General features: G+C 46.5%; 24 protein-coding genes. 11 read left to right on the top strand and 13 right to left on the bottom strand.

Annotated elements, in window-relative coordinates; translation table 11 throughout:
• The first annotated feature begins 223 nt into the window (after nucleotides 1–223).
• Nucleotides 224–844 carry a LuxR/HapR/OpaR family quorum-sensing transcriptional regulator gene (locus ViNHUV68_RS02125; RefSeq protein WP_038173845.1) on the top strand — a complete coding sequence of 207 codons (621 nt, stop codon included), beginning with the start codon at nucleotides 224–226 and terminating at the stop codon, nucleotides 842–844.
• A 115-nt stretch (nucleotides 845–959) separates the two neighbouring features.
• Here the strand turns inward: ViNHUV68_RS02125 and lpdA are convergent, their stop codons facing one another.
• The 7 genes from lpdA to xerD form a co-directional block, all read right to left on the bottom strand.
• Nucleotides 960–2,387, bottom strand: coding sequence for a dihydrolipoyl dehydrogenase (gene lpdA / locus ViNHUV68_RS02120; protein ID WP_038173844.1), 1,428 nt, complete (start codon nucleotides 2,385–2,387; stop codon nucleotides 960–962).
• A gap of 267 nt (nucleotides 2,388–2,654) precedes the next feature.
• Complete coding sequence (gene aceF / locus ViNHUV68_RS02115) at nucleotides 2,655–4,580, bottom strand: pyruvate dehydrogenase complex dihydrolipoyllysine-residue acetyltransferase (RefSeq protein ID WP_391089091.1); 1,926 nt, start codon at nucleotides 4,578–4,580, stop codon at nucleotides 2,655–2,657.
• Nucleotides 4,581–4,592: 12 nt separating this feature from the next.
• Nucleotides 4,593–7,256, bottom strand: a complete 2,664-nt coding sequence (gene aceE, locus ViNHUV68_RS02110; protein WP_038173842.1) for a pyruvate dehydrogenase (acetyl-transferring), homodimeric type — start codon at nucleotides 7,254–7,256, stop codon at nucleotides 4,593–4,595.
• A 55-nt stretch (nucleotides 7,257–7,311) separates the two neighbouring features.
• Nucleotides 7,312–8,079 (bottom strand): pyruvate dehydrogenase complex transcriptional repressor PdhR, encoded by a 768-nt coding sequence (gene pdhR, locus ViNHUV68_RS02105; RefSeq protein ID WP_038173839.1) that lies wholly within the window; start codon nucleotides 8,077–8,079, stop codon nucleotides 7,312–7,314.
• Between the two features lie 553 nt (nucleotides 8,080–8,632).
• The gene (recJ, locus tag ViNHUV68_RS02100; RefSeq protein WP_038173982.1) at nucleotides 8,633–10,369 is read right to left on the bottom strand and encodes a single-stranded-DNA-specific exonuclease RecJ; all 1,737 of its coding nucleotides are present in this window, start codon (nucleotides 10,367–10,369) and stop codon (nucleotides 8,633–8,635) included.
• 42 nt (nucleotides 10,370–10,411) lie between these two features.
• Nucleotides 10,412–11,155: a thioredoxin fold domain-containing protein gene (locus ViNHUV68_RS02095; protein WP_038173838.1), complete on the bottom strand. Its 744-nt coding sequence runs from the start codon at nucleotides 11,153–11,155 to the stop codon at nucleotides 10,412–10,414.
• 39 nt (nucleotides 11,156–11,194) lie between these two features.
• Entirely contained in the window at nucleotides 11,195–12,091 is an 897-nt protein-coding gene (xerD, locus tag ViNHUV68_RS02090) for a site-specific tyrosine recombinase XerD (protein ID WP_038173981.1), read from the bottom strand.
• 164 nt (nucleotides 12,092–12,255) lie between these two features.
• On the opposite strand from xerD, the gene fldB reads away from it, so the two are divergent.
• The gene (gene fldB / locus ViNHUV68_RS02085) at nucleotides 12,256–12,777 is read left to right on the top strand and encodes a flavodoxin FldB (protein ID WP_391089088.1); all 522 of its coding nucleotides are present in this window, start codon (nucleotides 12,256–12,258) and stop codon (nucleotides 12,775–12,777) included.
• Here the strand turns inward: fldB and ampD are convergent.
• Nucleotides 12,774–13,325, bottom strand: coding sequence for a 1,6-anhydro-N-acetylmuramyl-L-alanine amidase AmpD (gene ampD / locus ViNHUV68_RS02080; RefSeq protein ID WP_391089086.1), 552 nt, complete (start codon nucleotides 13,323–13,325; stop codon nucleotides 12,774–12,776). The genes fldB and ampD overlap by 4 nt on opposite strands.
• A gap of 131 nt (nucleotides 13,326–13,456) precedes the next feature.
• Between ampD and nadC the strand changes: the two genes are divergently transcribed.
• The 8 genes from nadC to yacG all read left to right on the top strand — a co-directional run bounded on the left by nadC (nucleotide 13,457) and on the right by yacG (nucleotide 20,440).
• The gene (nadC, locus tag ViNHUV68_RS02075) at nucleotides 13,457–14,344 is read left to right on the top strand and encodes a carboxylating nicotinate-nucleotide diphosphorylase (RefSeq protein ID WP_038173834.1); all 888 of its coding nucleotides are present in this window, start codon (nucleotides 13,457–13,459) and stop codon (nucleotides 14,342–14,344) included.
• Nucleotides 14,345–14,556: 212 nt separating this feature from the next.
• Nucleotides 14,557–14,961, top strand: a complete 405-nt coding sequence (locus ViNHUV68_RS02070) for a pilin (protein WP_391089084.1) — start codon at nucleotides 14,557–14,559, stop codon at nucleotides 14,959–14,961.
• Complete coding sequence (gene pilB / locus ViNHUV68_RS02065) at nucleotides 14,961–16,652, top strand: type IV-A pilus assembly ATPase PilB (RefSeq protein ID WP_391089082.1); 1,692 nt, start codon at nucleotides 14,961–14,963, stop codon at nucleotides 16,650–16,652. The genes ViNHUV68_RS02070 and pilB overlap by 1 nt, the downstream gene beginning before the upstream one ends.
• Before the next feature lie 9 nt (nucleotides 16,653–16,661).
• Nucleotides 16,662–17,888 (top strand): type II secretion system F family protein, encoded by a 1,227-nt coding sequence (locus ViNHUV68_RS02060; protein WP_391090239.1) that lies wholly within the window; start codon nucleotides 16,662–16,664, stop codon nucleotides 17,886–17,888.
• A 37-nt stretch (nucleotides 17,889–17,925) separates the two neighbouring features.
• Entirely contained in the window at nucleotides 17,926–18,795 is an 870-nt protein-coding gene (locus tag ViNHUV68_RS02055; protein ID WP_391089080.1) for a prepilin peptidase, read from the top strand.
• A gap of 1 nt (nucleotide 18,796) precedes the next feature.
• Nucleotides 18,797–19,405: a dephospho-CoA kinase gene (gene coaE, locus ViNHUV68_RS02050; protein WP_038173829.1), complete on the top strand. Its 609-nt coding sequence runs from the start codon at nucleotides 18,797–18,799 to the stop codon at nucleotides 19,403–19,405.
• Between the two features lie 34 nt (nucleotides 19,406–19,439).
• Nucleotides 19,440–20,180, top strand: a complete 741-nt coding sequence (gene zapD, locus ViNHUV68_RS02045; RefSeq protein WP_391089078.1) for a cell division protein ZapD — start codon at nucleotides 19,440–19,442, stop codon at nucleotides 20,178–20,180.
• Between the two features lie 65 nt (nucleotides 20,181–20,245).
• Complete coding sequence (gene yacG, locus ViNHUV68_RS02040; protein WP_391089076.1) at nucleotides 20,246–20,440, top strand: DNA gyrase inhibitor YacG; 195 nt, start codon at nucleotides 20,246–20,248, stop codon at nucleotides 20,438–20,440.
• A 106-nt stretch (nucleotides 20,441–20,546) separates the two neighbouring features.
• On the opposite strand, the gene rplS is transcribed toward yacG, so the two are convergent.
• The 5 genes from rplS to ffh form a co-directional block, all read right to left on the bottom strand.
• The gene (gene rplS / locus ViNHUV68_RS02035; RefSeq protein ID WP_038173824.1) at nucleotides 20,547–20,900 is read right to left on the bottom strand and encodes a 50S ribosomal protein L19; all 354 of its coding nucleotides are present in this window, start codon (nucleotides 20,898–20,900) and stop codon (nucleotides 20,547–20,549) included.
• Between the two features lie 48 nt (nucleotides 20,901–20,948).
• Nucleotides 20,949–21,698, bottom strand: coding sequence for a tRNA (guanosine(37)-N1)-methyltransferase TrmD (gene trmD / locus ViNHUV68_RS02030; RefSeq protein WP_038173823.1), 750 nt, complete (start codon nucleotides 21,696–21,698; stop codon nucleotides 20,949–20,951).
• Nucleotides 21,699–21,723: 25 nt separating this feature from the next.
• On the bottom strand, nucleotides 21,724–22,272 hold the full coding sequence (rimM, locus tag ViNHUV68_RS02025; RefSeq protein WP_038173822.1) for a ribosome maturation factor RimM: 549 nt from the start codon (nucleotides 22,270–22,272) through the stop codon (nucleotides 21,724–21,726).
• A gap of 25 nt (nucleotides 22,273–22,297) precedes the next feature.
• Nucleotides 22,298–22,546, bottom strand: a complete 249-nt coding sequence (rpsP, locus tag ViNHUV68_RS02020) for a 30S ribosomal protein S16 (RefSeq protein WP_004742593.1) — start codon at nucleotides 22,544–22,546, stop codon at nucleotides 22,298–22,300.
• Nucleotides 22,547–22,753: 207 nt separating this feature from the next.
• Complete coding sequence (gene ffh, locus ViNHUV68_RS02015) at nucleotides 22,754–24,142, bottom strand: signal recognition particle protein (protein WP_038173821.1); 1,389 nt, start codon at nucleotides 24,140–24,142, stop codon at nucleotides 22,754–22,756.
• A gap of 209 nt (nucleotides 24,143–24,351) precedes the next feature.
• On the opposite strand from ffh, the gene ViNHUV68_RS02010 reads away from it, so the two are divergent.
• Nucleotides 24,352–25,146 (top strand): cytochrome c biogenesis protein CcsA, encoded by a 795-nt coding sequence (locus tag ViNHUV68_RS02010; protein WP_391089073.1) that lies wholly within the window; start codon nucleotides 24,352–24,354, stop codon nucleotides 25,144–25,146.
• The last annotated feature ends 67 nt before the right edge of the window (nucleotides 25,147–25,213 follow it).

Raw genomic sequence — 25,213 nt, 5'->3', positions numbered from 1 at the left:
GCGATGAGAAAAACGTTTGCCTAAAAATAAACACAGAACAACAGGATTTTCTATGTTCAGGTTTCATAACATATTAATAAATCTGATTATAAAATAAACGTAAATCGTTGACCTTCTTGATATGCACCATTACACTCATAGGGCGTCAAGCAATACATATAATACTAATTAGGGCAAAGCCCAATAAATACTATAAACAAGTCATTTGGCAAGGAAATTAACTATGGACTCTATAGCGAAAAGACCGCGTACGCGGCTATCTCCGCAAAAACGTAAGCAACAACTGATGGAAATTTCTGTCGAAGTCTTTGCCCGACGAGGCATAGGCCGTGGCGGCCACGCAGACATTGCAGAAATTGCACAAGTTTCGGTTGCAACCGTGTTTAACTACTTCCCGACTCGCGAAGATCTAGTCGACGATGTACTTAACTACGTTGTACGTCAGTTCTCAAACTTCTTATCTGACAATATCGATCTTGACCTTCACGCCAAAGAAAACCTTAGCAACCTGACGTCTGCAATGATCGAATTGGTCATTAACGATTGTCACTGGCTGAAGGTATGGTTCGAGTGGAGCGCATCGACTCGCGACGAAGTTTGGCCACTGTTTGTGACCACTAACCGCACTAACCAATTGCTGGTACAAAATATGTTTGTTAAAGCAATTGAACGTGGCGAAGTGTGCGATCAACATTCACCAGCAGAGCTTGCAACCTTGTTCCACGGTATCTTCTACTCACTGTTTATCCAAGCAACACGTACACATGATGAAGAGATGATGAAGAAGCTCACGACAAATTACTTAGACATGCTGTGCATCTACAAGCACGCAAAAAATGGCTAATTAATCACGTCTGAATCAGGCCCACTTTACCAGTGGGCTTTTTTATTGCTGTATTTCAGCCAATAAAAAACCGCTGACTTAGCAGCGGTTTTTAACATTCAATCACCAGTGATGATTACTTTTTCTTTTTCGCTTTAGGGTTTGGCAGGTCAGTGATCGTACCTTCAAACACTTCAGCCGCAAGACCAACAGATTCGTGCAACGTTGGGTGCGCGTGGATCGTTAGTGCGATATCTTCTGCATCACAACCCATCTCGATGGCAAGACCGATTTCACCCAGCAGTTCACCACCGTTAGTACCCACGATAGCACCACCAATAACACGGTGAGTGTCTTTATCAAAGATAAGCTTAGTCATACCGTCAGAACAGTCAGAGGCGATCGCACGGCCCGAAGCAGCCCATGGGAATGTCGCTGTTTCGTAGTTAAGACCTTCCGCTTTTGCTTCTTTTTCTGTTTTACCAACCCAAGCCACTTCTGGCTCAGTATAAGCAATTGAAGGAATCACTTTCGGGTCGAAGTAGTGCTTCTTACCTGAGATAACTTCTGCAGCAACATGGCCTTCATGCACACCTTTGTGAGCAAGCATTGGTTGGCCAACGATATCACCGATGGCAAAGATATGCGGTACGTTTGTACGCATTTGCTTATCAACGTTAATGAAACCACGCTCGTCAATTTCTAGACCCGCTTTTTCACCGTCGATAAGTAGACCATTTGGTACACGGCCGATAGCAACAAGAACGGCATCATAGCGCTCAGCTTCTGCTGGTGCTTTTTTGCCTTCCATTGAAACGTAGATACCATCTTCTTTCGCTTCAACTGCCGTTACTTTCGTTTCTAGCATCAAGTTGAACTTGTTCTTCACACGCTTAGTGTAAACTTTAACAATGTCTTTATCGGCTGCTGGGATAACTTGGTCGAACATCTCAACCACGTCTACTTTAGAACCAAGAGATTGGTAAACAGTACCCATTTCTAGACCGATGATACCACCGCCCATAATAAGCAGTTTTCCAGGAACTTCTTTCAGCTCTAACGCGTCAGTCGAATCCCAAATACGTGGATCTTCATGTGGGATAAACGGCAGTTTGATTGGGCGAGAGCCCGCAGCAATAATAGCGTTATCGAAATTAACTGTTGTTGATTCGCCTTCACCTTCAACAAGGATAGAGTTAGGGCCAGTGAATTTACCGTAACCGTTAACCACGTTAACTTTACGCATCTTCGCCATACCGCCAAGACCGCCAGTCAGTTGGTTAACAACTTTCTCTTTCCAGATACGAATCTTATTGATGTCAGTTTGTGGCTCACCGAATACAACGCCGTGGTCAGCCATCGCTTTCGCTTCTTCGATAACTTTAGAAACGTGAAGCAGTGCTTTTGATGGGATACAACCCACGTTCAGACACACACCACCTAGGGTGCTGTAGCGCTCAATAAGTACAGTTTCAAGACCTAAGTCTGCACAACGGAATGCCGCTGAGTAACCAGCAGGACCAGAACCAAGTACAACAACTTGGGCTTTAATTTCTTTGCTCATTGTGACCTCTTGTAGTCATTATCCCTAACAGGCTGAGTGGGTATTGATTTATTTGTTCAAGTCGATTTGTTTTAAACAGTTATTTTTCAGACCGCCAACAGTTTACAGAGATGTTAATGGAGTGAAAAGTAAATCAATTTAGCCTGTGAGCTAGACAACAATTCGATTGTGAAAACCTTATTTTATCTAAAGTCTCGCATCAAATTGTTCAGTAATTATTTGTAATAGAGGCGGCTCACTTGCCGCCTCTTTATCATCTAGTCTCGATTAAAGAACAAGACGACGAATGTCTGATAGCGCACCATTTAGGAACGTAATGAAACGTGCACCTTCCGCACCATCGATCACACGGTGATCGTATGATAGAGACAGTGGCAGTTGTAGGCGCGGTTCAAATTCTTTACCGTTCCATACAGGTTTCATTTCAGACTTAGACACACCAAGGATACCAACTTCTGGTGCGTTGACGATTGGTGTAAATGCCGTACCACCAATGCCACCAAGGCTAGAGATAGTGAAACAACCACCTTGCATGTCAGCCGCAGTCAGCTTGCCCGAACGTGCTTTCTTAGAGACAACCATCAGCTCTTCAGATAGCTCGTAAATGCCTTTCTTGTTCACGTCTTTAAATACCGGAACAACTAGGCCGTTTGGCGTATCAACAGCAATACCTACGTTAACATACTTCTTAAGAATGATGCTTTCGCCATCTTCAGACAGTGAAGAGTTAAACGCTGGGAAGGCTTCTAGCGCTTTCGCTACTGCTTTCATGATGAACACAAGAGGCGTGATCTTCATACCAGTGTCTTTCTTCGCTTCGATAGCATTTTGTTCTTTACGGAATGCTTCTAGCTCAGTGATGTCAGCGTTATCCCACTGTGTAACGTGAGGGATCATTACCCAGTTACGGTGTAGATTTGCACCAGAGATCTTCTTGATCTTCGATAGTTTCTGAACTTCGGTTTCACCAAACTTACTGAAGTCCACTTTTGGCCATGGTAGTAGACCAAGAGCAGAACCGTCACCGCCTTTGCCAGATGCTGCCGCACCAGACTCTAGACGCTTAAGCGCTTCTTTAACGTAAGACTGAACGTCTTCTTTAAGGATACGGCTCTTACGACCAGATCCTTTCACCTTAGAAAGGTTGACGCCAAATTCGCGAGCAAGACGACGAACAACTGGAGACGCGTGAGCGTACTCATTGTTTTCTTGGAAGTCGCTCGCTGCTGGAGCAGACTCTGTTTTGGCTGCTGGAGCCGCCGCAGGTGCTGCTGTTGGCGCTGGCGTTGGAGCTGTCGCTGTCGCTGCCGCTGCCGGTGCTGCTACTGGCGCTGCGCCTGCAACCTCAAATACCATGATAAGAGAACCCGTTGTAACTGAGTCACCTTCAGCAATCTTGATCTCTTTGACAGTGCCTGCGAACGGCGCTGGAACTTCCATCGACGCTTTGTCGCCTTCCACAGTGATTAGAGATTGCTCTTCTTCTACTGTGTCGCCAACTTTAACCATGATCTCAGTAACTTCTACTTCGTCACCACCGATATCTGGCACGTTGACTTCTTTGTCAGCCGCTACCGCAGGAGCCGCCGCAGGTGCTACTGGTGCTTCTACAGCTGCAGGAGCCGAAGCCGCGGCGCCAGAGCCAGCCACTTCAAACACCATCACTAGAGAGCCCGTAGAAACTGAGTCACCAGAAGCGATCTTGATCTCTTTAACGATACCCGCGAATGGTGCTGGAACTTCCATTGAAGCCTTGTCGCCTTCAACAGTAAGAAGAGATTGCTCTTCTTCTACTGCATCGCCAATTGCAACCATGATTTCAGTAACTTCTACTTCATCACCGCCGATATCTGGCACGTGAACTTCTTTCAGCTCAACAGCCGCGGCAGGAGCGGCAGGAGCGGCAACTGGTGCTGCTTCAACTGCTGGAGCTGCCGCAGGAGCCGCTTCTGCTGCGGCACCTTCAGCTTCGAAGATCATGATTAAAGAACCAGTCGAAACGCTATCGCCTTCCGCTACTTTGATCTCTTTTACGATACCCGCCTGAGACGCAGGAACTTCCATTGAAGCTTTGTCGCCTTCAACAGTGATCAGTGACTGCTCTTCTTCAACCTTGTCACCAACGTTGACTAGAATCTCAGTTACTTCAACCTCATCAGCACCGATGTCTGGTACATTAATTTCGATTGTCATTGTTTTTCTACCTTATGCGTATTGCGGGTTAGTTTTTTCAGTGTCGATGTTGAACTTAGCAATCGCTTCAGCCACTACAGACTTGTCAACATCACCACGTTTAGCCAATTCAGTTAGCGCAGCAACGACAACATAGCCAGCGTTCACTTCGAAGTGACGACGCAAGTTCTCACGGCTATCTGAACGACCGAAACCGTCAGTACCAAGTACTTTGTAAGACTCAGTTGGCATGTAAGCACGTACTTGCTCAGCGTAGTTCTTCATGTAGTCAGTGACCGCGATTGCAGGCTCACTTCCAAGAACCGTCGTGATGTACGGTACTTTCTCTTCAGCTTCTGGGTGCAGCATGTTGTCACGCTCAACCGCTTGGCCGTCACGAGTCAGCTCGTTGAACGAGGTTACCGAGAATACGTCAGATGCAACGCCGTACTCTTCGCTTAGAATTACCGCCGCTTTACGTGCTTCGTTCATGATAGTACCAGAGCTCATTAGTTGAACTTTGCCCTTGCTACCTGCGTGAGATTCAAGCTTGTAGATACCTTTACGGATGCCTTCTTCAGCGCCTTCCGGCATTGCTGGCATTGCGTAGTTCTCGTTCATTACTGTTAGGTAGTAGTAAACGTTCTCTTGCTCAGGACCGTACATGCGACGAATACCGTCTTGCATGATTACCGCTAGTTCGTAAGCGAATGTTGGGTCGTAAGAGATACAGTTCGGGATAGTGTTCGCTTGAATGTGCGAGTGACCATCTTCGTGCTGTAGACCTTCACCGTTTAGTGTAGTACGACCAGCCGTTGCACCAAGTAGGAAACCACGAGCTTGTTGGTCGCCTGCTAGCCATGCCATGTCACCAATACGTTGGAAACCGAACATTGAGTAGTAGATGTAGAACGGGATCATTGGTAGATCGTTAGTGCTGTATGACGTTGCCGCCGCAACCCATGAAGCCATTGAACCTAGTTCATTGATACCTTCTTGAAGAACTTGACCAGACGTTGCTTCTTTGTAGTAAGAAACGATGCCTTTATCTTCAGGTGTGTATTCTTGACCTTGTGGGTTGTAGATACCAACCTGACGGAATAGACCTTCCATACCGAAGGTACGTGCTTCATCACAGATAATAGGAACAATGTTCTTACCAATGTTCTTATCTTTAAGCAGGATGTTCAACGTACGAACGTAAGCCATCGTAGTTGAGATTTCACGCTTCTGAGCACCCAATAGAGGAGCAAACTCTTCTAGTTCAGGTACTTTGAATTCTTGAGTGAACTTAGGCAGACGAGTTGGAGTGTAACCTTGCAGCGCCTTACGACGAGCATGAAGGTATTCGTACTCAGCAGTGCCTTCTTCCAGTTTCAAGTAAGGAAGTTCAGCCACTTTCTCATCAGAAAGAAGATCTTGTAGGCCTAGACGATCACGCAGGTATTGAACATGCGTCATGTCCATTTTCTTAACACCGTGTGCGATGTTCTTACCTTCTGCGGCGTCACCCATGCCGTAACCTTTAACGGTCTTAGCTAGGATTACTGTCGGCTTACCATTAGTCTCTTTGGCATTGTTGAATGCAGCAAAAAGCTTAGATGAGTCATGACCACCACGCTTAAGAGCGAAGATTTCGTCATCCGTCATATCGGCAACGAGTGCCGCTGTTTCTGGGTACTTACCAAAGAAGTGCTCACGTACGTATGCGCCATCTTTAGATTTGAATGTTTGGTAGTCACCATCAACGGTTTCGTTCATCAACTGAAGCAGCTTACCAGTGGTATCTTTCGCCAGTAGTGCATCCCAGTTACTGCCCCAGATAACTTTAACAACGTTCCAACCTGCGCCTTTGAATAGGCCTTCAAGTTCTTGAATGATGCTACCGTTACCCATTACAGGGCCATCGAGACGCTGTAGGTTACAGTTGATTAGGAAACATAGGTTATCTAGCTTCTCACGTGAAGCGAAAGAGATAGCACCACGTGATTCTGGCTCATCCATCTCGCCGTCACCTAGGAACGCATATACGCGCTGAGCGGAAGTATCTTTAAGACCACGACCTTCTAGGTACTTAAGGAAACGCGCTTGGTAGATCGCAGAAATTGGACCAAGACCCATTGATACCGTTGGGAACTGCCAGAACTCAGGCATCAGTTTAGGGTGCGGGTATGATGGGATACCTTTACCGTCGACTTCTTGACGGAAGTTATCTAGCTGCTCTTCCGTTAGACGACCTTCAACGAATGCACGAGAGTAGATGCCTGGAGAGATGTGACCTTGGTAATAAACGAGATCGCCACCGTCCGTCTCATTTGGAGCACGGAAGAAGTGGTTGAAACAGACTTCGTAGAATGCAGCCGCAGACTGATAAGAAGCCATGTGACCACCTAGGTCTAGATCTTTCTTAGAAGCACGCAATACAATCATGATTGCGTTCCAGCGAATGATCGAGCGGATACGGCGCTCAAGCGTTGTGTCACCTGGGTAAGCTGGCTCTTGTGTTGCTGGAATGGTGTTAATGTAGTTTGTGTTGATGCCGGTTGGCATATCAACGCCGTCTAGACGTGCTTTTTCTAGTACGGTTTCTAGTAGAAACTGTGCACGTTCTACACCTTCTTCACGAACAACTGATTCAAGGGCTTCTAGCCAGTCTTGAGTTTCCAGTGCGTCTACGTCATGCTTCATGTCAGACATGGCGATCTATCCTTCTGTTGGTTGGATCTACTTATTTAAGTAACCGTTTCTTGTGTTAAGAATCGTTACCTTGCTGAATTCGACGTAAAGAACGCTTTCTTCGCGACTCTTCACGCGTCAAATCCAACAATGTCTCTTCAATATAAGCTAAATGTGAATGTGACATTTCACGCGCCTTTTCAGGCTGTCCAGAAACAATCGCATCGACAATGTTAGCTCGGTGTGTACTTACTTTATCGACCACTTCATCGCGGCGATGTAAGAGCTTTAAATTCTGTAAGATATTTTGCTCAAGCAGAGGACCAAGACTGCGAACAATGTGAAGTAACACAACATTGTGCGCCGCTTCGGTTAAAGCAATCAGAAACTGCATCACTGCAGCGGCCTCCGCTTCAACATTCTTGTTAGTTTGCTCTTCGCTGATGTTAGTCAGGCAAGCCTGAATACGTGCAAAATCTTCCTCGGTACCACGAACTGCTGCAAAATACGCTGCAATACCTTCCATCGCATGACGCGCTTCAAGTAAATCCAGCTGAGTTTCAGAGTGACTAGACAATAAATTTAGCAGAGGATCGGAAAAACCTGTCCAAATACTCTCACTAACAAATGTGCCACCACCCTGACGTCGAGTAAGAAGACGTTTCGCTTCTAGGCGTTGTATCGCTTCACGGATTGAAGGACGCGAGACATCAAATTGCTTCGCTAACTCTCTCTCAGGAGGCAACTGCTGCCCTGGAGATAGTGTTCCTTCCACAATCAGCCTTTCTAACTCTTGCTCAATAACGTCTGAGAGTTTTGGCTGACGAATCCTTTGATAAGCCATAATTGTTTTTCTTCTACTCTGTACGCAGTCAATTGGTAATACCAATTCTAAGTTGGCGAGAAAATTAACATAATTAAAACGCAAGTTCCAGTCAAAAATTGACCCAAATCATAGAACGAGCCTAACACCAACACTTTGATAACAATAGATGATTAAAACAGCAATCTAATTGGTCTGACCAATTACAAAATGTATACAGATGGGAATAAAACGTGCTAGCGATCACGGTTTAATTGATCAGTTTTAAAGAAATATGAAAGGTTATTAGGGGATGCGATGAAAAAAGCGAGAGATTAAGAACATCAGGGCGTCATTCTGAACTGTGAGGTACGAGCGTGATTCAGAATCTAATCAAAGTGATCGTTGACAATAGATTCCAGATAACTCATCCCTCGTTTCTGGAATGACAATGTATCTAACAAACCATGTAAAGCAGCGTCATCCTTAAGAACGAGGGAAGCACGAGTTGAGGAGCTCTTGAAGCAAGCAGAAAACCTTTAGAGATTCCCTATTCGCTCCCTCGACGTTCTATTCAATGACACAAGTTAAGGCACTACCTCGCCTCAATATGATCAATCATCAACTGCAACGACTGATTGCCACGAAACTCATTAATATCAAGTTTGTAGGCTAAGCGAACGGTTTTGACAGAAGCATCAGGCCAACGGCGCAGATCAACATTAAACGCGATCCCATCGATCATAATGTTGGTCGGATGGCCTTTATGCAGCGGCTCTAGCATCAATTTGAGGTGCTTCTCGCCGACCAATTTTTGGTGTAAAACTTTAAATTCGCCGTCAAACAGAGGCTCCGGAAACGCTTGTCCCCATGGCCCACCTGATCGCAGTAACTCTGCGGTGTGCATCGAAAATTCTTCAGGCTTTAGCTCACCATCAGAAAGTAATACCCCTTTGAGCACCGCTTCATCTAAATCCTGTTTGACAGCTTGATCAAACAGCGTTGCAAAGCGAGTAAAGTCTTGTTCTAAGATGGTCAAACCTGCCGCCATTGCATGACCGCCAAATTTAACAATCAAACCTGGGTTTTGCGTATCAATACGATCAAGCACATCACGCATATGAACGCCCGCAATCGATCGACACGATCCTTTGATGCTCCCTTCCCCACCATCGGCAAAAGCAATTACAGGACGGTGAAATTTGTCTTTGATCCGCGAAGCTAAAATACCGATCACACCTTGGTGCCAGTCACGCTGGAATAACACCAAACCATGGGGCATGTCTTGTTCACCAAACTGCAGGCGCTCACAAAAAGCCATCGCTTCTTGTTTCATGCCCTCTTCAATCTCTTTACGCGTTTGGTTAAGACCATCGAGCTCACTCGCCATACGCCGTGCTGCATAAATATTGGTGCTCATCAGCAGTTCAACGCCAAAAGACATATCATCCAAGCGACCTGCTGCATTAATACGTGGACCGAGCGCAAAACCAAAATCAGACGCCACCAAGCGACGTGCATCACGCTTAGCAACTTCAATCAATGCTTGAATACCTGGTCGCGCCTTGCCAGCGCGAATACGTTGCAAACCTTGATGGACCAAAATGCGATTATTCTCATCCAGCGGCACAACGTCAGCCACTGTGCCGAGGGCAACCAAGTCAATCAACTCCATCAACTTGGGCTCTGCCATGCCTTTATCTACAAACCAGTTGTGCTTACGCATGTGAACACACAACGCCATCATCAGATAGAAAGCCACGCCAACGCCAGCCAAGGCTTTAGAGGGAAAAGCGCACTCTTGTAAATTAGGATTGACCATGGCATCGACTTCGGGCAGTTCATGGCCGGGAAGATGGTGATCGGTGACCAAAACCTGTAACCCCTGCTGCTTGGCGTAACGAACCCCTTCAATGGAAGAGACACCGTTATCAACCGTCATGATCATTTGTGCACCAAGCGCGATAGCTTGATCGACCACATCAGGGCTCAAGCCGTAGCCATCTTCAAAACGATTCGGCACTAAGTAATCGACATTGTTCGATCCCAGCATGCGTAGCGCCAGCACCGACAGCGCCGAACTAGTAGCGCCATCGGCATCAAAATCACCGACCACAATAATGCGTTTGTCGGTTTGAATCGCCTCAAACAGCAGCGTAACGGCGGCTTCAATTCCATGCAATTTTTGGTAAGAGTGCAGCGCTCGCGCAGCGGTATCTAGTTGCTCCACATGGTGAATACCACGCGCAATATAAATGCGTTTGAGCAGTGGTGCGATGGTGTCGGGAAGAAGGGTTAAATCAACTTCAGGTCTACGTTGAATTTCTATCATAAAGGGCATCAGAGCCTCAAATGAGGCTCTTCATCAAGTTAATTAAAGTTGCTCAAGACGCTGAGCAAGCTGTTCTGGCGGTAGGTAACCACCAATCATCTCACCATTTGGCAAGAAAATCGCAGGAGTACCGCTGATACCAAGCTCACGGCCTAGCGAGTAGTGTTGTTTGATGATCTGTTGGAACTTAGCGAAATCGTCACCCGTTTTAGGGAATTGACGATTCACTTTACCGTCATGCATTGCCGCTTGCGGATCTTTCGCGCCCCATACTGCCGCCATTTGATCAGCGACCATGCCTGTTGCACCTTGACGAGGGAAAGCCATATAACGCACCGTAATACCGAGATCATTGTAGCCTTGCATCTGACTGTGAAGTTTCACGCAGTAGCCACACGTAACATCGGTAAAGACTGTCACGACGTATTTCTCATCGTCGGCTTTAAATTCAATCATGCTGTCTTTAAACGCAGCGATTTTCGCCGCGTTAATCGGTGCTTGGCGCTTAGCCAGTACATCTTGATATTGGCCGCTTTCATCCAACTGGTATAAGGTTCCCGCTAAGAAATAATCTCCGGTTGGTGACGCAAACAATACCCCACCACTGGTGTTCACTTCGATTAGGCCATCAATATCTGCGGCAGTAATATCTTTCACTTCTAAACCCAGCTTGGCAAAACGTGCCTCTAGCTGTGCTTTGTCAAACTTAACCTCATTGGCCGATACGGTTTGCGCCGCTAACAGCAAAGGTAAAGTCAGTAGGGTCATTCGGCGTAATACGCTCATTCAAGCCACCTTAAATTCGATTGGTTGAGCCAAAAGCGATTACGCTCTTGGGTGGTGTTCACTGTGTAGCTGCTTCAGACGCTCTGTTGCTACATGAGTATAAATTTGTGTGGTCGACAAGTCACTATGCCCCAGTAACATCTGCACCACACGAAGATCCGCACCATAGTTAAGCAAGTGGGTCGCGAAGGCATGGCGCAGGACATGGGGAGACAGTAATTCCGTCTCAATCCCTGCCAATACGGCATAGCGCTTTATACGGTGCCAGAATGTCTGGCGAGTCATTTGCCGCGCACGTTTACTGGGAAAAACTACATCAGAAGTATTATCCCCAAGTAACTCAGACCTACCTTGTTGGAGAAAAGTTTCAATCCAATCGACCGCATTTTCGCCCATCGGCACCAAACGCTCTTTACCGCCTTTACCCGTTACGCGCACAACCCCTTGACGCAGACTAATATTTTCCATCGTTAAACTGACCAATTCAGTCACGCGTAGACCCGTCGCATAAAGCAGTTCTAACATCGCTTTATCCCGTAACTCTATCGCATCATTCGGATCCGGAGCATCAAGCAGTGCTTCCACTTGCTCTTCACTAAGATCTTTCGGTAAACGTTTGGGCAATTTAGGGCTAACCAACAGCGCACTCGGATCATCCGCGCGGACTTTTTCTCGGTGCAAATATTGGAACAGTCGCCGGATGGCCGACAACATCCGCGCACGTGATGTCTGCTTGTATTGTTGGTCTACCAGCCAGGATTGATACTCTTGCAGGCCAGATAAGCTGATAAAGTCGAGTCGATAATTGTTGGCCGCCATCCACTGTAATAGTTTAAACAGATCATTGCGGTAAGATGAAAGCGTATTTTCAGATAATCCTCGCTCCATCCACATCGCATCTAAAAACAGCTCAACAACCCCTTGATCGGGTGACATTTGTTCTGACACAGCTAACCTCTTATTTTTGTTCTGCGCTCAAATGTAAGGGGCACAAGCGAATAATGCTATAAAAAATCGTCTTTGAGTCGGATATTGACTGCAAAGCTGGTCATTTTGTGGTTAGAATTCACCATCCATTTTGCAATAGATAAAAGCATATTATGAAGATCGGTCTGTTTTACGGCTCAACCACTTGTTATACCGAAATGGCAGCAGAAAAAATCCGCGCTATTCTTGGTGAAGACCTTGTTGATATTCACAACGTTAAAGAGTCGCCACTCGCTTTGATGGCAGATTACGATTTTCTTATCTTGGGTATTTCGACTTGGGACTTTGGTGAAATCCAAGAAGATTGGAATGAAATATGGGATCAAATCGATGGCGTAGCGCTAAATGGCAAAACCGTCGCACTATTCGGCTTAGGCGATCAAGAAGGTTATGGCGAATGGTATCTGGATGCGATGGGGTTGCTCCACGACGAACTGAAGAAGACCGGAGCTAACATCATCGGTTACTGGCCCAATGATGAAAACTATCAGTTTGAAGCCTCCAAAGCTCTCACGGAGGATGGCAGCCAGTTTGTTGGCTTAGCTCTCGATGAAGACTCCCAATATGAACTGAGTGATGAGCGCATCGCCAACTGGGTTGAACAGATCTTACTTGAGTACCAAGAGACACTTTAGCCCGCAGCGAGCAGCGCACGCCTATATTTGGCCCAATCAAACACCAACCCCGGATCCGTTTTACGCAGCGGCGCTATATATTGGTGGCCTGTAATACGCGGGATGGTGATCTTCGGATAGCGACTTTGTATCGACTGAGTCAACGCGGTTAGCGCAGCGTATTGTGCATCGCTGTAAACCACATAGTCGCTTCCTTCAAGTTCAATGCCAATCGAGTAATCATTGCACTTATCACGTCCAGCAAAGCTTGAGCTCCCCGCATGCCAAGCTCGCTGAGCAAAAGAGACAAACTGCACCACCTCTCCATCACGCCGAATCAAGCAGTGCGCCGATACGCCCATTTTATGAATGACAGCAAAGAATGGGTGCGTGTCAGGGTTAAGCTGACCGGTAAAAAACTGTTCGATATAAGGGCCGCCAAATTGACCGGGCGGCAAGCTAATATTGTGCACCACCAGCAAAGAGACATCTTGCCCTGGCGGCCTTTGATCAAAAAAGGGCGAAGGAACGTGGCGCGCAGCGCAATACCAACCGTTGTCATCTATCATTTTAAGGCTCACTGTTTTCGTCTTGTTATGATTTTATCCCTTTGACCATGAAATGCGAGATTAATGGCTGAATTTCGCACTCAGTCAGCGTATCATGCCCACCTCTTGTTCAACTGCGTATTAGATTTGCGATGAAAAACACACATAATAGCCAACAACGTCTCGAATATTTGAAACAGCAACTGCCTCTTGAGATCAGCCGCGCCGTGGCTGACACCATCAGAGAAGATCTGGGTGGCACGCTCGACCCAGCGGCTGATATCACTGCAAGTCTAATCCCTGCCAATGCGCACAATGAAGCCACCATCATCACCCGAGAGCACGGCGTGTTCTGCGGCAAAGCCTGGGCCGATGAAGTGTTTAAGCAGCTTGGTGGCGAAGTCAACATCGATTGGCATGTCAACGATGGAGACCACGTTGAACCAAACCAAGTGTTGTGTACCCTTTCGGGTCCTGCACGCGCTTTATTGACCGGTGAACGTAACGCGATGAACTTCATCCAAACGCTGTCAGGTTGTGCCACTGTTGTTGCCGAGTACGCCGCTAAAATTCAAGGCACTGGTTGTCGCCTACTCGATACGCGTAAAACCATTCCTGGGCTGCGCAGCGCACTCAAATACGCCGTGGCTTGTGGTGGTGGTTTTAATCACCGCATTGGTGTCTTCGATGCGTATCTGATCAAAGAGAACCATATCATCGCCAACGGCGGCATTACTCAGACCATTAAAACAGCGAAAGAGCTCAACCCTGGTAAACCGGTCGAAGTAGAAACCGAAAGCTTGCAAGAGCTACAAGAGGCCATTGACGCCGGCGCTGACATCATCATGTTAGATAACTTCACCACCGAGATGATGCGTGAAGCCGTCAAGATCAACGCTGGCCGCGCGGCGTTAGAAAACTCAGGTAATGTCACGCTCGAAACGATTCGAGAGTTCGCAGAAACTGGCGTAGATTATATTTCCGTCGGCGCACTAACCAAACACCTTAAAGCAATGGATCTTTCAATGCGCTTTAAGTAGCCATCACTGAGCGATTTAACTAACGGAGGCTGTGCGCCTCCGTTATTGTTTCTAGGGTGAGAAACTCAGATCCAGTTCATACTTTATTGAATCATCACAGTGACGCACAGTTAACCCCACCTAATCAGATCTCACTTTCACACAATTCGTCTCCACGCTAACACTCGCGACCACTAGTCTCTCTAGTCCCATTCAAACCGTTCGAAGAGACTATGCACCCACAACGCCAGCGCCATGCCCTCGGTTTCACACTGATTGAACTCATGATTGTCGTTGCGGTAATCAGTCTGCTGTCCGCCGTAGCGATTCCTCACTACCAAAGTTACGTAAAGAAGGCGGCATTAAGTACCGCCCTTGCCTCCGCGAGTGCGTACAAAGTGATTGTTGAAGATGCCATTGCTTTAGAAGGGCGCTTTCCTGCTATCTCACAAACTTTTGCGATTGGGACCATTCGCGCTGAATCCGCGCCATTAGCCACTGACAACGCCACCAATGATTTAGTGGTCGCGATAACCCAAGGATCAGGCTCGGGTCAAAGCATAACCTTAAAACGTGATGCCAATGGAGCCTGGCGTTGCAGTGCATCCAGCAGTGTCTCTCTCGCCGGGTGCTCTTGATGCAAAGCGAATTACTCAGCCTACTCGTTCAACTGCAACTCGTAAGCAAACAGCAGCAGCAACGCGCCCAAGCGAGCATCGACGAACTTGGCCAGCATCCGCTCACAGCCCTTATCGAAGATGGGGTTATCAGTGACACCGAGTTAGCTAAACAGCTGGCCGAACACCTTGCGCTGCCCTTGATTCAACTCACCGAATTTGATTATCAAGCGCTCAGCCTTCCGTTCGACCTGCGGCCATTAATCGATCGCTTCCAAGCCGTTCCTGTTCGCCTTGAGCAGCAAACATTACAACTGGCCGTCGCTGACCCTTGCCAACACGAGATAGAAAATGAGTTTCATTTTGCTACTGGGTTCGCGATTGAATTGGTGATAACCGAATACAGTGCACTGATTAACGCCATAGAGCGGCTATCACAGCATGATTCAACGCGCTCACCTCTGACTGACAGCCCTGCTATCAATGACCATCAACTCACCCAATTAGTCACCTTGAGTGCCGATGAACAGCGTGAGCAAGATGACCTTATTCATGATAAAGCGCCCGTCAGTTGTTACATACAACAGATCTTGTTAGATGCCGTCTCCCGCCACGCCTCTGACATTCACTTTGAACCATACGAACAGTCGTATCGAGTCCGTTTACGTTGTGATGGTCTATTAATTTCCGCTCAGCAACCTTCACATCAACTCAGTCGCCGTTTAGCCGCTAGGCTGAAAATATTGGCCAAACTTGATATTGCCGAGCGCCGCCTACCGCAAGATGGCCGAATCAAGCTGCGTTTAAATGACACCATGGCAGTGGATATGCGCGTATCCACCTTACCGACATTGTGGGGAGAAAAAATCGTCCTGCGTATTCTCGATAATCGCGCCATTGCCCTCGCTATCGATACTTTAGGTTTTAACCCTGAGCAACAACACATCTACCTATCAGCGCTGAAAAAACCTCAAGGGATGATACTGCTCACCGGCCCAACCGGCAGTGGTAAAACCGTCTCGCTTTATGCGGCGCTCAATCACTTGAACTCACAGCATGTTAATATCTCAACGGCAGAGGATCCGGTCGAAATTAATCTTCCCGGCATCAACCAAGTACACATTCACCCTGAAATTGGCCTCGATTTTAGCCACACATTACGCGCGTTTTTACGCCAAGACCCAGACATCATCATGCTCGGCGAAATCCGCGACCTTGAGACAGCAGAGATCGCGATTAAAGCCGCTCAAACCGGCCACTTGGTACTGTCTACCTTGCACACCAATTCGGTGGTACAGACCATTACTCGCTTAGCCAATATGGGGATCAACCACTTTAATATGGCCTCTTCGCTCTCTTTACTTATCGCACAGCGCCTAGTCAGGAAACTGTGCCGGCACTGCAAACAAAGCATCGCAACTCCAACTCTTGTCGCTGAACAGTTTCATCTCGCACCGAACTCGAATATGTTCATCGCCACCCCAGCAGGTTGCCCGCACTGTCACAATGGTTATCTCGGCCGAATAGGCATCTACGAGCTGTTACCAATCAATGCCGAGCTTGTTGAAGCGATTTCAAATCAGGCCACAGCCGAGCAATTGGAAGCGATCGCGATAGAAAATGGTATGCAGAGTTTAATCCAATCTGGGATCGAAAAAGTGCGCGCAGGGGTTACCAGTATTGATGAGTTACAACGCGTACTCTACTTTTAGCGCTTAATGATGATGTTACCCTCGCGCACGCCATTAAGTCATTATCACTGGAAAGGCATCAACACCGCTGGCAAACGTTGCTGCGGAAAAATGCTCGCCAGTCACGAGAGTGACATTCGCCACCACTTAAAAAACAACTCGATCACCTTGCTGAGCCTCAAACGACGCAACAGCTCATTACTATCTCGCTGGCAACATAAAGCTCGCCCACAAGACATCACTGTCATGACACGCCAATTAGCCACCATGTTAGCCAGTGGCGTGACGCTAGTGCATGCGCTCAAACTGATTAGCCATAACCAGCGTAAAGCCGAAATGAGACTGCTGATAACGCGCATGAGCGCTATTGTCGAATCTGGCACACCGATTTCACAGGCGATGGGGCAAACAAGCGTACTGTTTGATGACTTCTATCGCGACCTGATCAAAGTCGGCGAACAGAGCGGTCGACTCAGCGACGTCATTGAGCGCCTGGCGACTTATCGTGAAAAAAGTCAGCGCTTAAAAGCAAAACTTAAAACCGCCTTGATCTATCCCACTTTGGTTCTTGCCACCGCCATCATAGTCAGTTATTTGATGCTGGCCTTCGTGGTCCCACAATTTGAAGCTATGTTTGCAGGTCTTGGCGCTCAACTACCATGGTTTACCCAACAGGTACTAAAGGTGTCAAGATTCATCCAAAATTACACTGGCTATCTGCTGCTATCGATTGGCACTGTTATCTGGGGCTGTCGTAAGCTAGTTTCGGTCTCGCCAATAATGCAGCTGCGCCTCAGCTCTTGGGTGTTAAAGCTACCGGTGGTTGGCAGTGCGATTGAGAAGGCGGCCTTAAGCAAATTTTGCCGCTCTCTATCGACCAGCGTCAGTGCAGGCGTAGCGATACATCACGGTTTAGCGAGCGCGATAAAAACCACACCTAATCACTATTACCAAGAGGCAATACAGCACGTTTTTGAACAAACTTTAGCGGGTATGCCGATCTACATTGCTTTGCGTGAAAGAGGCGCTTTTCCAGCGTTAATGGTCCAAATGATCATGGTGGGTGAAGAGTCTGGCCAACTTGATGACATGCTGAGAAAAGTGGCGGATATTTACCAATTGGAAATCGACAATCAAATCGAAAACCTCGAGAAATCGCTCGAACCCTTAATGGTCTTACTACTCGGCACGATAGTCGGTAGTTTAGTGGTTGCGCTTTACTTACCTATCTTTAACTTAATGAATGTCTTAGGATAGTATATTGAGCTTACACTTTTCCTGCGTACCTAAATAAATGGAACTATTTAACGATTACCCTTGGCTGTTTGCTGCCCTCGCAAGTGTGTTCGGTCTGATCATTGGCAGCTTTTTGAATGTTGTTATTCACCGCTTACCTTTGATCATGGAAAGAGAGTGGCGGCAAGAGTGCGCAGAAAGCTTTGCCGAATACCATATCGAGCCACCACAAGGAGAGTTTAACCTTAGTGTGCCGCGCTCACGTTGCCCCAAATGTCAGCAGCCTGTGGCAATAAAAGATAATATTCCACTATTTAGTTGGTTACGCCTGAAAGGGCGATGTCGTCACTGCTCTGAATCGATTAGTATTCGCTACCCTCTGGTTGAACTGCTAAGTGCGGCGCTCTGTTTGGCCATTGCCTACCAACAAGGGTTCAGCTATTTTTCCGTCGCTTTATTGTTTTTCACTTTTACTCTGATCGCCGCGACCTTTATCGACCTCGATACCATGCTGCTCCCCGATCAGCTAACTTTGCCCTTAACGTGGGCGGGCATTGCCTTAGCGCTGCTTAATATCAGCCCACTCTCTTTGCAAGACTCAGTCATTGGGGCGATGGCGGGTTATTTATCGCTCTGGTCGGTTTATTGGTTATTTAAACTACTCACCGGAAAAGAGGGCATGGGTTATGGCGACTTTAAACTGCTCGCGGCGCTTGGGGCCTGGCTTGGCTGGCAGCATCTCCCACTGATCATTTTACTCTCCTCTTTAGTCGGATTAATCTTTGGCCTAATTCAGTTACGCCTCAAGCAGCAAGGCATAGATAAAGCTTTTCCCTTCGGTCCCTACCTAGCGATTGCCGGCTGGATAAGCATGATGTGGGGCGAGTCGATTATGGCTTGGTATTTCAACCAATTCTTGGGGATGTAACATGGCGGTTGTGATTGGCTTAACAGGCGGCATTGCGAGCGGAAAGACCACAGTGGCAAACCTATTTCACCAACAGTTTGGCGTTGAGATTGTTGATGCTGATGTGATCGCCCGAGAGGTTGTCGAGCCTGGCAGTGAGGGATTAGCAGCGATTGTCGAACACTTTGGAGCGTCGATCTTAACAGCTCAAGGAACACTTGATCGCACACAGTTGCGTGAGCTTATCTTTACTCAACCAGCTGAGAAACATTGGTTGAACCAGTTACTGCACCCGATGATTCGTCGCCAGATGTTGCAGCAATTAAAGCAAGTCCAAACCCCCTACGCGTTATTAGTTATTCCGCTGATGGTCGAAAATAATTTACAAGCACTTGCCGACAAGGTTTTAGTGGTGGATGTCGAGCCAGAAATACAAATTGAACGCACAATGGCGCGCGACAAGGTCAGTCGTGAACAAGCCAAATCGATCCTTGCGTCACAGGCATCGCGAGAGCAAAGATTGGCAATTGCCGACTATGTGATTAAAAATAGTACAGCAAACCAAAAACTTTTGCCTCAAATCACAGAATTGCATCAAAAGTTCCTAGAAATGAGTAGGGAAAATCTGTGAGAATAAAGACTGAATCATTCAGAGCTGCATATTAATGACCACGCATCACTTCGAACATCCACTTAATGAGAAAACGCGTATTTACTTGAGAGTAGAAGCCCTGCTCAATCAACTAAATATTGCGGCTCAATTTGGTGATGATATGCAGCATTTAATTTTCTATCGCTCACTGTTTGATCTGCTCGAAATCTTCGAACAGATCCAGCTCAAAAGTGAATTGGCCAAAGATATCGAAAAACAGCGCCTCGCGTATCGCGCCTGGTCAAATGTTGACGGTGTCGATCAAGAGATGCTGAGCGCGATTTTGAGTGAAGTCGATCAGGTACATAGTGACTTAATGGCAGCAGAGCGTTTTGGCCAAAGCTTGAAAGAAGATCGCTTCTTAGGTGCGATTCGTCAGCGTTTCAACTTACCCGGCGGCTCTTGCTGTTTTGACTTGCCAGCGTTACATCATTGGCTTCACCTGCCACTGGATAAGAAAAAAGCCGATGCTCAAAAATGGCTTAGCTCATTAAGCCCGTTAGCCAATGCATTAACTTTATGGCTAAAGCTGACTCGCGAAACAGGCCACTTCCGTTCGATTCAAGCTCAGTCAGGATTTTTTCAAAGTGATGCTGAAGACGCGAACATTCTACGCTTAGAAATTCCAATGCAATATGGTGTGTACCCTATGATTTCAGGTCATAAAAACCGTTTTGCGATTAAATTTATTGAGTTTGGCTCAGGGCAAGCATCGGTAGCCAATATTGAGTTTCAGTTGGCCGTGTGTAGTTAGCCATACACTCAAGCACTTGCCGCGGTATCGAGTCAATCAATCCCTTTCCTTGTAAGAGAGTAACCATGTCAAAAATAACCATTGTAAAATGCCCACAATGTGGCACTGACGTCAAATGGGGCGAGCAAAGTTCTTATCGTCCTTTTTGCAGCAAACAGTGCCAAATGATCGATTTTGGCGAGTGGGCCGATGAGGAAAAAGCCATTGCTGGAGCACCAGACATGTCAGACTCGGATGGCTGGTCAGAAGACCAATACTAAAGAAGCAAAATGTCTTTAGCCGATTAAAAGAGCAAACCAAAAACCTCAAATAAAAAAGCGGAGGCCTAAGGCCTCCGCTAATACTATGAGAACGCTAGTTATAGCATTACTTCTTAGCAAGTTTCTCTTTAATACGAGCCGACTTACCAGAACGCTCACGTAGGTAGTACAACTTGGCACGACGTACTGCACCACGGCGTTTAACTTCGATGCTATCAACAATTGGAGAGTGTGTTTGGAACGTACGCTCAACACCTTCACCGTTAGAAATCTTACGTACAGTGAAAGCAGAGTGTAGGCCACGGTTACGGATTGCGATTACAACGCCTTCAAAAGCCTGTAGACGCTCACGTTCACCTTCTTTTACCTTAACTTGAACGACAACAGTGTCACCTGGTGCAAATTTAGGTAGGCCTGATTTCATTTGCTCTTCTTCAAGAGCCTTGATGATGTTACTCATTTTATAAATTCCTAGAATAAACTGATACTAAATTAAATAGGTTACTGCTTACTTTTCACCATTGCGATGTGCTTTGATAAATTCGGCCAGTAATTGTTCCTGTTCGTCAGTCAGAGCTAGGTTTTCCAGGAGCTCTGGTCTTCTCAGCCAAGTTCGGCCTAACGATTGTTTAAGTCGCCAGAGACGAATATCCTTGTGGTTACCAGACTTAAGTACCGCAGGTACTTCTCGACCGTCTAATACCTCAGGGCGCGTATAGTGAGGGCAATCTAACAAACCATTGGCAAAAGAGTCTTCTTCTGCTGACGCGAAATCTCCTAGCACTCCCGGAACAAACCGCGAAACAGAATCTATCAACGTCATGGCTGGTATTTCACCACCCGTCATCACAAAATCACCGATTGACCATTCTTCGTCAACTTCGGATTGGATGATACGCTCATCTACCCCTTCATAGCGGCCGCAAATAAGAAGCAAGTTCTCATTGGTTGCCAACTCTTCAACTCCTTGCTGGTCGAGTTTACGACCTTGAGGAGAAAGGTAGATGACTTTCGTCTTTCCCGGTGCTGCTTGCTTGGCAGTATGAATAGCGTCGCGCAAAGGCTGAACCATCATCAACATGCCAGGACCACCACCGTAAGGTCTATCATCAACAGTGCGATGCTTGTCGTGCGTGAAATCACGAGGATTCCAAGTCTTAATCGACAAAAGACCTTTTTTAACCGCTTGACCTGTTACTCCAAAATCAGTAACGCTGCGGAACATTTCTGGAAATAGGCTAATTATGCCAACCCACATTGTTCAATCGCTCCGTTACTTGGAGTTAAAATCCAGGATCCCAGTCAACTTCGATCCGTTGAGCTTCACGATCAATGTTTTTGATCACTTGCTCTTCAAGGAACGGGATTAGTCGTTCCTTTTGCCCGAAAGCATCTTTAAGATTTGCTTTAATTACCAAAACATCGTTGGAACCTGTCTCAAGCATGTCAGAGACAATGCCGAGATCATAACCTTTATCAGTCACGACTTGCATTCCAATCAAATCACGCCAATAGAATTCATCTGATGGCAATTCTGGTAAAACCGCAGGGTCAATTGAGATTTCAAAATTGGTCAGGATTTGTGCATCTTCACGCACTTCCAGACCTTCAAGTTTTACCACCAAACCTTTGTTATGGCGCTTCCAACTTTCAGCTTTGTACTCAACCCACTTTCCACCTTGATTAATGTACCAAGGGGTGTAATCAAATATGCTTTCAGCATCGTCTGTATAGGACAAAACTTTAAGCCAACCACGAATGCCGTAAGAAGCACCGAACTTACCCACAACAATCTTGTCTTCGCTCATCGTTTCATTACCTTTCATCGACATAAGCTAATTTCTTCTTTATCAAGAATTAAGCCGCTTTTTGAGCGTCTTTAACTAGCTTAGCAACGCGGTCAGATACAGATGCGCCTTGACCAACCCAATGGTTAACGCGATCTAGGTCTAGACGTAGACCTTCTTCTTGACCTTGAGCCGTTGGGTTAAAGAAACCCACTTTCTCAATGAAACGGCCAGTTGCTGCGTTGCGGCTATCCGCAACTACGATTTGATAAAATGGACGCTTTTTAGCGCCGTGACGTGCCAAACGAATGGTTACCATGTCGTCCTCTTTGCTTTCTCAAAAATAAAATTAACCCCAAGAACCATTTATCGCTAAATAGTTTGGGGCTCGTGCCAAAATAAAGCTCCGGAATTTTACTCTTATTCCGGATCATTGCAAGGTCTTTAGCTACTTTTTCACCAACATAAAAATCGCTCTAAGTTTGTGACGTAGCTAACACCTTGAAATTTTTGTCGCAGTTTGGATTTAACGGCCAAATGGATTGAAGCCACCGCCACCCATTCCGCCCATGCCACCCATCATGCCTTGCATGTTGCGCATCATACCTTTCATGCCACCCTTCTGCATTTTTTTCATCATTTTCTGCATCTGAGTGAACTGTTTGAGCAGGCGGTTTACATCTTGTACCTGAGTACCAGAACCTGCCGCAATACGCTTTTTACGTGACCCTTTGATAAGCTCTGGGCGTTGACGCTCTTTCATCGTCATTGAGTTAATGATCGCTTCCATTTGATGGAACATCTTGTCATCAACTTTATCTTTAACATTATCTGGTAAGTTGCTCATGCCGGGCAGCTTATCCATCATGCCCATCATGCCGCCCATGTTTTGCATTTGACCTAGCTGCTCACGAAAGTCTTCAAGATCAAAGCCTTTTTTCTCTTTGAACTTTTTCGCAAGTTTCTCAGCTTGCTCGGTATCGACATTACGCTGCAGATCTTCAATCAAAGACAGCACATCACCCATACCAAGGATACGCGAGGCAACACGATCAGGGTGGAATGGTTCTAACGCGTCAGTTTTTTCACCAACACCGAGGAATTTAATCGGCTTACCGGTAATATGACGTACAGACAGTGCCGCACCACCACGAGCATCACCATCTACCTTGGTCAGGATCACACCAGTTAGAGGCAGTGCATCACCAAACGCTTTGGCCGTGTTCGCTGCATCTTGACCTGTCATTGCATCAACAACGAATAAGGTTTCAACCGGGTTAATTGCCGAGTGAAGATCTTTGATCTCCCCCATCATCTGCTCATCAATTGCTAAACGACCAGCCGTATCGACAACCAACACGTCGTAGAATTTCTTCTTGGCATGATCAATCGCTGCATTAGCAATATCGAGCGGCTTTTGATCCGCTGAAGAAGGGAAGAAATCAACACCAACATCTGATGCCAATGTTTCTAGCTGTTTTATCGCCGCAGGACGGTAAACGTCAGCAGAAACAACTAAGACTTTCTTTTTGTCTCGCTCAGTCAGTAATTTAGACAGCTTACCTACCGAGGTTGTTTTACCCGCACCTTGTAAACCTGCCATTAAAATCACAGCCGGTGGCTGCGCAGCCAGATTCAACGCTTCATTGGATTCACCCATCACGGCTTCAAGTTCATTTTGAACAATCTTAATGAACTCTTGACCTGGAGTGAGCGATTTAGAGACCTCAACACCAACTGCCGACTCTTTTACACGCTTAATAAAATCACGTACAACCGGTAGTGCCACGTCGGCTTCAAGAAGCGCCATACGCACTTCACGCAACGTCTCTTTGATATTATCTTCGGTCAAACGACCTTTTCCGCTGATGTTTTTCAGCGTTTTGGATAAACGATCCGTTAAATTCTCAAACATCTTACTCTCTTTACCTTGACGGTGTTTAGGGAGACTCGCCGTGTCATTTCGGCGACAAATTACTACAAGTATACCTTAGCCAAACCAAGCTTGACACTGCCTAGATAACTTTTGATATCTCATGTCACGCAAATGAAAGTGATAAGTCATAGCTCAAGCCGTTGATGCAGGGTATAATTTGTTAAAAATCCACCAGCTTATAGAGACTAATGGATAACCTAATCGCCATCGTTGCTGCAATACTCTATCTATTAGCGATTGCTACCATAGTTCCGGGACTTGTTCACCAGACAGGCATCCGCGTTAAAACTGTGTTTGTCAGTGCTTTTCTTGCGCTGGCTTTTCATGCTTGGCTACTTAGTGATCTGATATTAGGCAGTTCCGGACAAAACCTCAGTATTCTCAACGTCGCCTCGTTGATAAGCTTTATTATCTCTTTGGTGATGAGCACCGCGATGCTCAAAACCCGTTTGTGGTTCTTACTGCCTGTGGTTTATAGCTTTGCCGCCATTAACCTCGTTGCAGCCGCGGTATTGCCGAGCACCTTTATTACCCATCTCGAGCAAGATCCGAAACTACTGATTCATATTTCGTTTGCCTTATTTTCGTACTCAACACTGACCATTGGTGCATTGTACGCGCTTCAATTGGCTTGGCTTGACCACAAACTGAAAACCAAGAAAGCGCTAGCCATTAACCCCAATTTGCCGCCACTGTTGATGGTTGAACGTCAGCTATTTAATATCATTTTAATTGGCACCCTTCTTCTGACTGGTACCTTATTGACCGGCTTTTTCTTTGTGCAAGATATGTTCGCCCAAGGCAAAGCGCATAAAGCGATTCTCTCTTTTATTGCTTGGATTGCCTACTCTGTACTGCTTTGGGGTCACTATCAAAAAGGCTGGCGCGGACGTAAAGTGACATGGTTTACGGTCGCAGGGGCAACCTTATTGACTCTGGCCTACTTTGGCAGTCGTTTTGTGCGTGAAATCATTTTGCGTTAACCGGTAAAGATAAAATTTCCGACATAAGGTGCATCATGAGCACCTTTCTTTTACACTACGCAGTTCC

The sequence above is a fragment of the Vibrio sp. NH-UV-68 genome (genome assembly GCF_042940635.1).
GTDB classification, from domain to species: domain Bacteria; phylum Pseudomonadota; class Gammaproteobacteria; order Enterobacterales; family Vibrionaceae; genus Vibrio; species Vibrio pacinii.
This window is presented reverse-complemented; position numbering and strand designations above follow the sequence as displayed.